Genomic DNA, 12,576 nt, shown 5'->3' with positions numbered 1-12,576 from the left:
ATACATCTTTTTCTGAATTCGATCATAAGAATAGAACGTATAAATTGGATTTAACCTTGTTAAAATGAATTCGGTTTATATGCAGAGCGGGGGGAATTCGACCATGCATCATGGGCAGACTTCGGATTGGTGGAAGAAATCAACCGTATACCAGGTTTATCCCAAGAGCTTTAAAGACACGACAGGCAGCGGCACCGGAGATATCCGGGGGCTGACAGAGAAACTGGATTATTTGCAGGAGCTTGGCATTGACATTGTCTGGCTTCAGCCGGTTTACGTTTCTCCACAAAATGATAACGGTTACGATGTGGCGGATTACTGCAGCATTGATCCGGCATACGGAACGATGGACGACTTCGACGAATTGTCAGCCGAGGTTCGCAAACGGAACATGCATCTGATGTTAGACATTGTGGTTAATCATTCTTCGACGGAGCATAAATGGTTTAAGGAAGCAAGAAAGTCCAAGGATAATCCGTACCGAGACTATTACATCTGGCGGGACCCGGCTCCGGGCGGCGGAGTGCCTAATAATTGGCAGTCCAAATTCGGCGGCCCGGCCTGGCAATATGACGAAGCGACCGGACAGTATTTCCTGACGTTGTATGACAAGACGCAGGCCGACTTGAACTGGGAGAATCCCTCGGTCCGGGAAGAGGTTGTCAAGCTGATGACCTTCTGGGCGGACAAAGGAGTCAGCGGTTTCCGGCTTGATGTTATCAACCTCATTTCGAAGAATCAGGATTTCCCTGATGACGACGGCAGCGTGCCTCCGGGAGATGGACGGAGATTCTACACGGACGGCCCGAGAATCCATGAATTCCTGAAAGAGCTGAACCGCCGCGTGTTTAAGCCTTATGGACTGGTTACGGTCGGCGAAATGTCCTCCACTTCGCTGGAGAGCTGTATTTTGTATTCCAATCCGGAGCAGGAAGAGCTGTCGATGACGTTTAATTTCCATCATTTGAAGGTGGATTATCCAAACGGTCAGAAATGGGAGCTTATGCCGTATGACTTCGAGCAGCTTAAATCGCTGTTCTCGCGGTGGCAGACCGGCATGCAGGCAGGCGGCGGCTGGAATGCGCTGTTCCTGAACAATCATGATCAGCCAAGAGCGCTGTCCCGATTCACGGACGATGGGCAATACCGCGTGGAAAGCGCCAAGCTGCTGGCCATAACGCTGCATGGCATGCAGGGTACGCCTTATGTATTCCAGGGCGAAGAAATCGGTCTGCCGAATCCGCAGTGGAACAGCATTGAAGAAATGCGGGATATCGAATCCCTGAACATGTTCCGGATTCTGCAGAAGCAGGGGAAGTCGGCTAAGGAGGCTTTTGCGATTATCCGCGAACGCTCCCGCGATAATTCCCGTACGCCGATGCCTTGGAACGATGGACCGGGCGCCGGCTTCACGGCCGGAACACCGTGGATCAAGCTGGATGAACGGTATCCGGAGATCAACGTGCAGAACCAGCTTGACGACCCGGACTCGGTATTCCAGCATTATAAGAAGCTGATCGCTTTGCGGAAGGAAATGCCGATCTTTACGGAGGGCACCTTCGTCCGTTTGGATGAACAGCATCCGCAGGTTTTTGCTTACGGAAGATTGAGTGGAGACGAGGCGCTGCTGGTTGTCTCCAACTTTAGCGGCAATCCGGCAAAATACAGCTTGCCGGATTCCATGGCTTCCGAATGGCTGAAGCCGGCGGGAGCATCCGAGCTGCTTGCGGGCAGCACCCAAACGGCTCCGGTTCTGGAGCAGGAAATGATTTTACCCCCATATGGTTCTTATATGTGGTTCATCCGCCGCCAGCAGAGCTGACGGACTGGATAAAAGCGAGAAATCGGCTGCTGTGCGCTGTTCAGTGTCCTTATAGGGGAGGGCAGCGCCAGACACCCGGCTTCGCACAGATTTTGCAGAAACTCTAAGGAGTGATCCTAATGTCACTGGACAGAACAAGCGTTGAGAAGATCGTTCAAGCCGTAGGCGGCGCTGAAAATATTGAAACGGCGACACACTGCGTCACCCGTCTCCGTTTTGTGCTTCATGATGAAAACGCTGTAAATACAGAAGCGCTGGAACAAAATGATCTGGTCAAAGGCCATTTCTCCACCCAAGGCCAGTTCCAGGTTATTATCGGCCCCGGCCTGGTTGATAAAGTTTATGAAGAAATGATTGCGATTACAGGTACGAAACGCGCCTCAAAGGATGATGTGAAGAAGGCGGCAGGCAAGAAACAAAACCCGCTTCAGCAGGCGATCAAGACGCTGGCTGACATCTTTATTCCGATCCTGCCGGCTATCGTAACTGCAGGTTTGCTGCTCGGCATTAATAACATCCTGACCGGCAGCGACATTTTTTTTGCCGGCAAATCGCTGGTTCAGGTTTATCCGGCCTGGAATGATTTTGCTTCCATTATCAATATGATTGCCAATACGGCCTTTACGTTCCTCCCGGCCCTGATCGGCTGGTCGGCCGTTAACCGGTTTGGCGGCAGCCCGCTGCTCGGGATTGTGCTTGGCTTGATCCTGGTGCATCCGGATCTGCTCAATGCCTGGAGTTATGCGCAGGCTAAAGTGGACGGCACGGTGCCAACCTGGGATTTGTTCGGCTGGCATATTCAGAAGATTGGTTATCAGGGACAGGTGCTCCCGGTTCTGGTCTCCTCCTATATCCTGGCCAAGATCGAACGTTATCTGAACAAACATGTCAAAGATTCAATCAAGCTGCTGGTCGTGGCCCCGGTCACGCTGCTGATCACCGGCTTCCTGGCCTTTACGATCATTGGTCCGGTCACCTTTGCCATCGCCAACGCGATTACGGACGGCGTGGTTTATATCTTTAACAGCTTCCCGGTACTCGGCGGCTTGATCTATGGTGGTCTGTATGCACTGCTGGTCGTCACCGGCATGCACCATACCTTCCTGGCCGTAGACGTTCAGCTGATCGGCTCGCAGGGCGGTACGTTCCTCTGGCCGATGCTGGCTTTGTCCAACATTGCCCAAGGTTCTGCGGCACTTGCGATGCTGTTTGTGTTCCGCGAGCAGAAGAGCAAAGGTTTGGCCGTGACGTCCTCGGTATCGGCATTCCTGGGCGTTACGGAACCGGCTTTGTTTGGGGTTAATATCCGGTACAAATATCCGTTTATCTTTGGTATGGTCGGTTCGGCTCTCGGCGGCATTCTGCTGTCAGTCAAACATGTGCTCGCTTCCTCGATAGGTGTAGGCGGTATTCCGGGTTTCCTGTCTATCTTTGCCCAGCAGTGGGGCGTGTTCTTTATTGGCATGGCGATTGTACTGGTAGTTCCGTTTGTATTGACCGTAGCTTTCGGCAAGATTTCGTCAACAAGAAATCGCCTGGCCCCGGCAGCAGCAGCTGCCGAGCAAACGGCCAGCCATACCGCAGCTGCCATGGAAGTGTCCGCTGCTTCGGCTTCGGCGGCTCCAAGCCCTGGTCCTGCGGCAAGTCATGTGGCGCAAGCTCCAGCCCAAGCTGCTGGTAACGTGAGCAGCCAAGCTGCCGCCGGTACAGTTCTTGAGATTGCGGCTCCGGTCGAAGGCTCCTTGCTCAAGCTTGATCAAGTCCCGGACCCGGCATTTGCCAGCGGGCAAATGGGTCCAGGCGTGGCCATTGAACCGGCCGAAGGCCGTGTAACGGCTCCTTTTGACGGCACGGTCATGCATATCACCAAAACGAAACATGCCCTGATGCTGGAGCATGCCAGCGGCGTGCAAATCCTGATCCATGTCGGCATTGATACGGTGAAGCTGAAAGGCGAAGGATTCACCACTCATGTTGAGACCGGTGATCAGGTCAAGGCGGGTCAGCTGCTGCTTGAATTTGATCGGGAGACGATTAAGGCGGCAGGTTTGTCCCTGATAACGCCGGTCATTATACCGGACGGACAGCCGGCGGTTGAAAGCGTAGAAGAGTCGGCTGCGGGGCAGCCAGTGAACGGAGCCTCCACCGTGCTCAAGGTGCATTTGCCAGCCAACTGAGCTGCCAAGTAGGATTGAAGTGCAAAGACGAATAAGTTGTGAGCTTGCAGGCACAGCCCCCACGGGTCTGTGCCTTTGTACTTCGGGCAGGTTATGGTAAGATGGGAACGGTGATTATCGTGGTTAAAAATATTTTTCTTCATATCTACAAAGAATACGCCGAACGCATTCAGGCTGGAGAACTGGAGCCCGGAGCAAAGCTGCCTTCGGAAAGCGAGCTGGCCGCCGATTACGGGACAACCCGGGAGACGGTGCGCAAAGCGCTGAATCTGCTGGTTCAGAACGGCTACATTCACAAGATGAAGGGCAAAGGCTCTTACGTGCTGGATGTGCATCGGATGGATTTCCCGATTACGGGGCTGATCAGCTTCAAAGAGATGGCAGAGAAGCTTGGGAAGCCGACCCGCACGGCTGTTCATCAGACGGCCAAGGTGAAAGCGAATCCCGAAATCGCGAGAGATCTGCAGATTGAGCCGGGCGACCTGGTCTGGGAAGTGATTCGTTCCCGCGAAATCGACGGTGAGCGGATTATTTTGGACAAGGATTATTTCCTGCCCGCTATTGTGCCCAAGCTGACCGCTGAAATTGCTGCCACGTCGATCTATGATTATTTGGAGAACGAGCTTGGACTGGTGATCAGCTACGCCAAGAAAGAGATCTCGGTGGAGGAAGCGACTGAGGAAGACCGGAAACTTCTGGATTACAAAGGCCTATCCCATATTGTGGTCGTTAGGAACTTTGTTTATCTGGAGGATACCACACTGTTTGAATATACCGAATCCCGTCATAGACTGGATAAATTTCGGTTTGTCGATTTCGCGCGCAGGGTGCACTAATCATACGCGTCAGCAACGGAGCTGAAGCAGGCAGGGGCCGCTTCCCGGCAAGGGACTTGGCAGCCCTGTCTTCTTTTTTGCCGCTTGGCCGCATAATCTGGTAAAAGAGCTACAGTGCCGGGAGGTTATCATCATGCGGATAGGTGGCAGAACAATCAGGTTCAGAAGGCGCAGATGGGGCAGCCGCCCTGCTTGGGTTAACTTGCGGCCCAAACCGAAATCGAGCGGAGGCTGGAAGTCCGGCGGGGGCTGGAAATCGGGCGGTGGCGGCTGGAAGCCGGCAGGCGGGACACCCCGGAAGGAAATTAAATTCAAGAAGAAGTGGGTCTGGATAATAGCCTCCATGGTGGTCCTTCTTTTGTTTGTGCAAATGTTTAATTATGTGGAGCGAAGAATGGACGGTCCGCTGATGGAGCTGGCCAAAATCCGGGTTAAGCAGATCGCCACCGAATCGTTGAACGAAGCGATCAGCGAGCAGGTGGCCAACGGTAAGCAGTATGGGAACCTCGTAGATTGGAAGACGGATGCGAACGGGAAAATTACCGGGTTTATGCTGAATTACAAATCCCATATGGAGATTACGTCGGACACGGTACAGACGGTCAAACGGACGCTGGATCACGTGTCTAAGCTGAATGAGAAGATTCCTTTAGGCCAGGCGTTAGGCAGCACGATTATCGCTTCTTTCGGCCCGCGCATTCCGATTCGCATGGAGCCGCAAAGCGATGTGAAGGTTGATTTGAACACACGGAAGCAGGACGCCGGCATCAACACGATTCTGGTGGAGGTTTATTTGCACATCCGGACCGAGGTTTCCGTGGTAGTGCCGTTCAATATGGGGCCGCAGGTCGTTGAAACCGATATTCCCGTCTCTTACCTGATGGTCGTGGGCGATGTCCCGATGTATTATTATGACAACAAAGGCCAGCCTGTCGGGGAAAATGGCGCCAACGCGCCAAGCATTGCCCTGCCGTCGCAGCAGCAGGACAATGGGGAGGCTTCGGGATCCAGTGCCGGTGCCGGAGCCGGTGCAGGCTCCGGTGCATCGGCGGGCTCCTTAACGGACCCGTCCTCCGGGTCCTTATCCGGCACGGGAACAGGCTCAAGTCCGGGTTCAAGCACGGACCTTCAGTCCGGAGCCGGCGGGGCATCGGTCGTGATGCCCTAATAGTTTTTTTATGTCATAGACAAAAATGGACTTTCATTTTTAGGATAGCCCATTTTTGTCTGTGATAAATCTATAAAATGCGAAGCACCAGAAAGAGGACAGTAAAGATTAGTGATGCGGCAGCCGCAGCGCATGAAACTATATAACGCCGTGTTTCTTTAATATATATTAACTCCATAACAGCTCGGAAAGAAAAAAATAAGGTCATGGTGAATGGGAATAACGGTTGGGGTTTGTTTAAACCAAAAGTCCAAATAACCACAATAGGCGCAGCTGCAAAGGCAATCAAACCCAAAATATACCATTTGTATACTGCTGTATCTGACATTTTCTGTTCACTATCCATGTTTACCTTTTTACTCATAATTACATTAACGATACATATAACACCAATCATAAAATAATATAGATAGCTCATGACAGACTCCTTATTATTTCCTGAAAAAAACAAAAAAACTAATTAGTATCTCATTATACAAATATAATCTGATATAACAAGCACGAACCTAAATAATGAGAAAGAGAGCAGCATACGTTTGGGGCAAAAACCAAAGAGCTAAGCGAAAATAAATCGCTTAGCTCCTTACTTCTGTGAATATTACCCTAATTTAATTGCGGGGCGTTCCAAAGTTTACTTTTGGGACAGCCTCTTATTTTTTTGATAACGCCAAGTATGAACAGATCCGCTCAGCCTCATTTGCGTCTTCGTTCTTCATTCTCCCACCGTTTCAGCAGCGGGTAAGGATCAAAAGCCCACTCATAGTGGCCCGTATCCTTGTAAATGCCATAATGCAGATGGGGCGGGAATTTGCCGGATGTGCCCGGCTTGCCATAACCGCTGCTGCCGACCCAGCCGACCACCTGGCCCGGCACGACTGTGCTGCCGACTTCGATGTTCTTGTCAAAACCCTGCAGATGGGCGTAATAATGATACCGGTTCTGAATGTCACGGATGCCGATCCGCCAGCCGCCAAAGCGGTTCCATCCCTTCGTCTCTACAACCCCGTAGCAGGCGCTTCTGACAGGAACGCCGTAGGAAGCAAACAAATCGGTCCCTTCATGCATGCGGAGTCCGCCGAAGCCGCGCCGGTCTCCCCAAGTGCTCCGGTAACTGTAGATGCTCGACAAAGGCAGCACAAAGGCGGTTTTGCTTAAATCGATCGTGCCGTAGGTTTGATAAAGTTTGGCGAACTGCCGAATCCGGGTGACCGCCCGTTCATTTTGATAATAACGCCATAAGGAGATTTGGAAATCCTCCTCCGTCAGCCCAAAGCTCTTCATATAGGAGGCGAGGCTGTACAGGGCGTCCATGTCATCCTCCGGATTCGCTTTGCCGTCTCCGTTCGCGTCCCTGCCGATGCCGCCGAACAGCGCAATCGTGATCGGGTTGGTGTCGCCGGGATCGGGATTGATCATGCCGGCCCAAAGCTCCGGCCGCGGATCGAGGCTAATCAGCTTGTTCTTCAAACGTTCCTTTCTGGATTTGGGGGTCAGGGTCCGCTCATATTGGTCCAGAGCCGCCAAATAGGTCCAGGGAACTTGGGTCAGTTCACTGATCTCCTGGATCAACAGCCTCCGCTCCTGCAGCGTCCTGACTGCAGCAGAAGCAGAATCGGTTTGCTGATCGGTCCCGGCTCCGGCTGCGTTCGGGCAGACCCAGGAGAAAGCCAGCAGCCAAGGCAGGACAGCCAGTCCCCATTTTCGTTTGATCACCGAAGCATATCGCATCTTTGTCCCTCCTTATTAGAACGAATAGAAACAAATCCCGAATTGATCCTTAGTTAATTTGGTGCAAGGAACGGATTTTTATCCATGGACAAGCCGAGTAATTATGCCGCTTTCATGATATAATGTGGGCAGTATATCCAGCGCGGCAGAAAAGAACCTGCTGATGAACGCCGAACGGATGGAGTCGGCAGGGCGCTTAACGGAACAAGGAGGGACACCGGTGTTTGTACAAATCGGCAACAAAAGTTATGAATTGATTCAGGATAACCGGAACGGCTGGAATCCGGAAGCCTTCAAGCAGCGCTACAGCGAGGTGCTGGAACGTTATGACTATATCGTTGGAGATTGGGGTTATAACCAGCTTAGACTTAAGGGGTTCTATAGAGATAATCATCCGAAAGCGAACCGGGATACGGCTATTTCCGGAGTGATTGACTATATCAATGAATATTGCAACTTCGGCTGCGCTTATTTTGTGCTTCAGAAGACCAAAGAACCGGTCAAGGAGGCTTTGATTCAGAGCAAGCCGGATTCCGGTGAAACAACGGATGACGGCAAGCCTAAAGAGCAGCTGCCGCTGCGCGAGCACCTTTCATCCCGGGAGCATCATGCGAAGATGAAGCAGGCCAAGGAGGCCAGCAAAGCTGCGGCCCGCGAAGCCCGGGAGGCTCGGGAAGCCAAAGAGCCGAAGGACGGCAAGGAAGCGAAGGAGCCTAGAGGGTCTGGCAAAGAAACTAAAGAATCAAGGGAATCCAGAGACTTCAAGGAGTCGAAGGATACAAGCATGAACAAGGAGCACCGTGAACCGAAAGCGCAGCGGGAACGTGGGCCACAGTCCCGTCAGCAAGAGGGCGACAACGCCGGTAAAGACGTTTAAGCAGGCCGGGGACGGAAAGTTTATAAAAAATAAAACAAGCAGGTTCAAAGCTGATCGCTTTGGCCTGCTTGTTTCTTTTGCTCGCAGAACGGGACCTGAGAACGGGACCTTAATCGAGAAATGCGTTGCGCACCCGCTCCCAGAAAGGGAAAGGACGATAGCGGACAAAGCTGATCTTCTGGCGGGCCACCCGGCATTTAACGGACAGCAGGTCATTCAGATGCAGGCTGATGTGGTCCAGCGTAATCGTCAGATTCTGCTCCTTGCGGGAGTAAATATCGCAGTGATGGTGTTTGGGAAGCACCAGCGCCGAGCCCATCGTCCGGAACACCCTGTTGTTGATGGAGGCAATTTCTGAAATCTGCAGGGCTTCGATCGTTGGATGCAGCATGGCTCCGCCAAGACTTTTGTTGTAAGCCGTACTTCCGGACGGCGTAGAAATGCAAATACCGTCGCCCCGGAACATTTCGAACATCTGGTCGTTGATGTCAACCTGGGCGACCAGTGTGCCATCCGTGCCCTTGAGGGTGAACTCGTTCAGGCAAATATAAGATAAGGTGCCGGATTTCTTCGTAATTTCTACTTCGAGCAGGGGATAGTTCACGATTCGCGGCTTCATGGTGCCCGGACCGCCCTTGCCGCCCATGAGCGAAACCAGTTCGGGAAGTTCGTCCGCTTTCCAGTCGGCATAAAAACCGAGATGACCGGTATGCACACCTACGAAGGCTATGGAAGGAATCCGGTCTATAAACGTATGAAAGGCGTGAAGCATGGTTCCGTCTCCCCCGATAGAGACAACGATTTCCGGCGATTTGGCATCCAGCTCAAAGCCGTGTTCTCCGGCAAGTTTGTGGAATTGTTCGGCCAGCTCAACCGAAAGGCTGTCTCCGCGGTCTAGAACGTAGTATCTCAAGTGAAAAGCTCCTTTACCCGGGTGTAATGTATACGTACATGATTCTTCGCCTAACATTATACCTTAAACAGACATGAATTCGTAACAATTTAGCAAGGAGTTATTTGCCAATCCGATGATAATCAATTTCGGACACAAAAACAAGCTCAGGTTTGGATGATACCGATGCCTCCAGACGAGCCTAGGATCGACGGGTCCGCCGTTTAAAGCTCCATTTCTGAATGAGAATGGCTAAAATAGACAAAATAAGCATGACCGCAAGCAGCTTGGTGGCATAAATGAAATTGCCCGCGCTTGCCTGCCAGGCATAAGGAAGGGAAGAGGGAATGGAACTAAAAGCGGACGAGGTTTCGTCTAGTCCAAAGTATGGCCAGATCAGCAGAAGCAAAACAGCGGATAGAACCGCATGAATAAAGCGTGCGGCGAGAAAAGGCAAATAACGCAGATCGGTTGCATTCAAAATGCTGGCGACCTGCGCATGGACGGACAATCCGCCCCAGGACAAAATAAACACCGCTGCCGCCGCCTTGAAGGCAAGCGGGATACCGGCTGCTGCCGCTGCGGCATTTTTGGCTCCCAGCGTTACCTCAAAGAGCCCGCTCATAAAAGGTTCGGCCAAAGCCGAAGGAAGTCCGATGACCGACAGCAGGCTGCGCAGGCTGCCATACAGGAGGCTCATAACTCCGGAAGCCGTGAGCACCTCGAGGAACACGGAGAAAAACACGACCAGTCCTCCGACCACGGTCATCAGCCGCAGGGAAGACGTGATTGCCTGACTGAGCAGCTCTCCCAGTTCTCTGCCGTCTGCCATGCGGGCTTCATGCATGGCCAGAAGAGCGGATTTTAGCCGGGAAGGGCGGGGGATAGCCGGACCGTCACCAGCCGTTTCTGAGGGTTTAGCAGCAGAGAAAGCTGCTGCGGGCTCGCTCTTCTGCCTGGTCTGTTCGGCGTCATGGCGTCTGTAGAAACGCATGATCAGACCGATAATCACCGATCCGCCGTAATGGGCGGTCGCCAGCACGCCGGCCAGCTGCGGACTGTGGAAGAAGCCGACCGAGACCGCCCCGATCAGGAAGATCGGATCGGAGGAAGTGGTGAAGGAGACCAGTCTTTCGCCTTCAACCCGGCTGATCAGGTTTTGCTCCCGAAGCTTGACGGTGAGCCGCGCGCTTACCGGATAGCCGGCGGCAAATCCCATAGCGGCAACAAAACCGCCGCTTCCCGGAATACGGAAGAGCGGTTTCATCAGAGGATCCAGCAGCCTGCCCAGAAAATGGACAATCCCGAAACCAAGCAGCACCTCTGAAATGACGAAAAAGGGAAACAGCGAAGGGAACAGCACGTCCCACCAAATGGACAGCCCCCTTACAGCAGCATCCCAGGAGGATTGAGGGAAGGCCAGCATCAGCATACAAATGGCGATGAGCGCCAGCAGAATGATGGGTAGTCCAAGTCTGGAAATCTGCACCTTTTAACGCCTCCACCAGCATGTTTTTTATTTCGATCTTCCTTAGTTTTATGAATGCAATAGGACAAACAGTACAAAAAAAACAAGAAAGCGCTTGCCAGACGGCTGATTTTTTAATCGCAATATGCTAGAATAGACCGTGTAGCATCGCGATCTCTTATGATTCCAACAAATCCTGATGAGCGGAGTGATGTATATGAGTTTTGTAGCAGGTTTGCTCGTATGTGCGTTTGTGTATGTCATACGCGCCTCCCTAGTCCGTTCAGGTGAAGAGGATTGGCGCAGTTATTAAGATGAATAATCAAGAGGGTACTTAGAGCGCTGGTTCAGCGCTCTTTTTTTGATATAAAGAGGTTATGAGTTTCGGGGGCGTTTTTCCTCCGATTCTTTGCTATAATACAAAATAAAAGTTCAGGAAGATGGTGATGTCGGCATGAACCCAGAACAAGGACAAACCTTGTATGAAAGCTTGGGCGGCGGAGAGACAATCCGCAAAATAGTGGAGGCTTTTTATCCCCGGGTGCAGCGCAACCCGCTGCTGGGACCTCTTTTTCCGGAAAATATCGATCCCGTCCTGGAGAAGCAATATATGTTTCTGACCCAATTTTTTGGCGGTCCATCGCTTTATTCCGATGCCCATGGCCACCCGATGATGCGTGCCCGTCATCTGCCGTTTCCGGTCACGCCTGAACGGGCGGAGGCTTGGCTCGCCTGCATGGCAGAAGCCTTGACGGAAGTAGGCATTGAGGAGCCGCTCCGCAGTGTTGTGCTGCAGCGCTTGTCGGGTCCCGCCATGCATTTCGTCAACACCCCGTCATCTCAAGAATGACCCAGCAATTTGGCTGCAAAGCCGGAAAGAGGGAACAGGCCATGCAACTTGAGCCTCTGTATACGATTAAAGCCAACTGTCTGATGTGTGAGCAAGAATTTGTAACTTCTCGGGTGCGTCCGAGCTTTAAGCGGGCGAGTCGCACGGATACCGATTTCTGCGGGTATTATCAGAATGAGAATCCTGATTATTACGTGGTAAGGGTATGTCCGCACTGCGGGTTTGCTTTTACTGAAAATTTCCGGGAACGGATTAGCGACAGACAGAAAAGCAATTTTAGCCAAACGTTTGGAGGGCGGATTCATCCGCGTGATTTCGGAGGCCACCGCGACTGGGAGTCCGCATTGGAAAGCTATAAGCTGGCTTTGCTGTGCGCGCAGTCCATCGACGAGAAAGAACGGCTGATTGCCAGCCTTCTGCAGCATATTGCCTGGTTATATCGTTATAAAGGAAACACGGAACAGGAAATCCGTTTCCTGAAATACAGCCTGGAATCGTACATCAAGGTGTACGAGTTGGAAGGTGTGGGAGCCAACGATGCCCGGCTTATGTACCTGATTGGAGAGCTTCACCGCAGAACGGGCAACTTCTCCGAAGCCGTCCGCTGGTTCTCCCGTGTCATTAATGATCAGAAGATCATGGATGCCGCAATGATCCGCGCATCGCGCGAGCAGTGGGCCGTGCTCAGGGAACAGATGCTGGAGGCCAAACATGAATTGCCGGAGGAAATGAAAAATTAACCGCCGGCAGCGGCCGGC

Annotated in this window: 11 protein-coding genes; 7 read left to right on the top strand and 4 right to left on the bottom strand. The window is 52.3% G+C overall.

Annotated features, from left to right (window positions below):
- Positions 1-103: 103 nt before the first annotated feature.
- The 4 genes from treC to yunB all read left to right on the top strand — a co-directional run bounded on the left by treC (position 104) and on the right by yunB (position 6,003).
- Complete coding sequence (gene treC / locus AWM70_RS14570) at positions 104-1,822, top strand: alpha,alpha-phosphotrehalase (RefSeq protein ID WP_099093099.1); 1,719 nt, start codon at positions 104-106, stop codon at positions 1,820-1,822.
- A 119-nt stretch (positions 1,823-1,941) separates the two neighbouring features.
- Positions 1,942-3,999: a PTS system trehalose-specific EIIBC component gene (gene treP / locus AWM70_RS14565; protein WP_068697600.1), complete on the top strand. Its 2,058-nt coding sequence runs from the start codon at positions 1,942-1,944 to the stop codon at positions 3,997-3,999.
- A gap of 119 nt (positions 4,000-4,118) precedes the next feature.
- The gene (gene treR / locus AWM70_RS14560; RefSeq protein WP_068700700.1) at positions 4,119-4,835 is read left to right on the top strand and encodes a trehalose operon repressor; all 717 of its coding nucleotides are present in this window, start codon (positions 4,119-4,121) and stop codon (positions 4,833-4,835) included.
- A 133-nt stretch (positions 4,836-4,968) separates the two neighbouring features.
- Entirely contained in the window at positions 4,969-6,003 is a 1,035-nt protein-coding gene (yunB, locus tag AWM70_RS14555) for a sporulation protein YunB (protein ID WP_068697595.1), read from the top strand.
- A 70-nt stretch (positions 6,004-6,073) separates the two neighbouring features.
- On the opposite strand, the gene AWM70_RS14550 is transcribed toward yunB, so the two are convergent.
- Positions 6,074-6,421 carry a DUF4181 domain-containing protein gene (locus tag AWM70_RS14550; RefSeq protein ID WP_068697594.1) on the bottom strand — a complete coding sequence of 116 codons (348 nt, stop codon included), beginning with the start codon at positions 6,419-6,421 and terminating at the stop codon, positions 6,074-6,076.
- Between the two features lie 275 nt (positions 6,422-6,696).
- A complete protein-coding gene (locus tag AWM70_RS14545; RefSeq protein WP_068697593.1) occupies positions 6,697-7,731 on the bottom strand; it encodes a M23 family metallopeptidase in 1,035 nt (344 codons plus the stop codon).
- Positions 7,732-7,909: 178 nt separating this feature from the next.
- Between AWM70_RS14545 and AWM70_RS14540 the strand changes: the two genes are divergently transcribed.
- A complete protein-coding gene (locus AWM70_RS14540; protein WP_068700698.1) occupies positions 7,910-8,608 on the top strand; it encodes a YutD family protein in 699 nt (232 codons plus the stop codon).
- A gap of 109 nt (positions 8,609-8,717) precedes the next feature.
- Here AWM70_RS14540 and AWM70_RS14535 read toward each other — a convergent pair whose 3' ends face one another.
- Positions 8,718-9,521 (bottom strand): NAD kinase, encoded by an 804-nt coding sequence (locus AWM70_RS14535; RefSeq protein WP_068697589.1) that lies wholly within the window; start codon positions 9,519-9,521, stop codon positions 8,718-8,720.
- 181 nt (positions 9,522-9,702) lie between these two features.
- Positions 9,703-10,932, bottom strand: a complete 1,230-nt coding sequence (ylbJ, locus tag AWM70_RS14530) for a sporulation integral membrane protein YlbJ (RefSeq protein WP_068700697.1) — start codon at positions 10,930-10,932, stop codon at positions 9,703-9,705.
- 490 nt (positions 10,933-11,422) lie between these two features.
- Here ylbJ and AWM70_RS14525 point away from each other — a divergent pair, with 490 nt between their 5' ends.
- The gene (locus AWM70_RS14525) at positions 11,423-11,818 is read left to right on the top strand and encodes a globin domain-containing protein (RefSeq protein WP_068697585.1); all 396 of its coding nucleotides are present in this window, start codon (positions 11,423-11,425) and stop codon (positions 11,816-11,818) included.
- A gap of 41 nt (positions 11,819-11,859) precedes the next feature.
- Entirely contained in the window at positions 11,860-12,558 is a 699-nt protein-coding gene (locus tag AWM70_RS14520; RefSeq protein ID WP_068697583.1) for a DUF2225 domain-containing protein, read from the top strand.
- The last annotated feature ends 18 nt before the right edge of the window (positions 12,559-12,576 follow it).

The organism is Paenibacillus yonginensis, from assembly GCF_001685395.1.
GTDB classification, from domain to species: Bacteria; Bacillota; Bacilli; order Paenibacillales; family Paenibacillaceae; genus Fontibacillus; species Fontibacillus yonginensis.
Note: the sequence above shows the minus strand (reverse complement) of the source record. Positions and strands in the feature narration are given on the sequence as shown.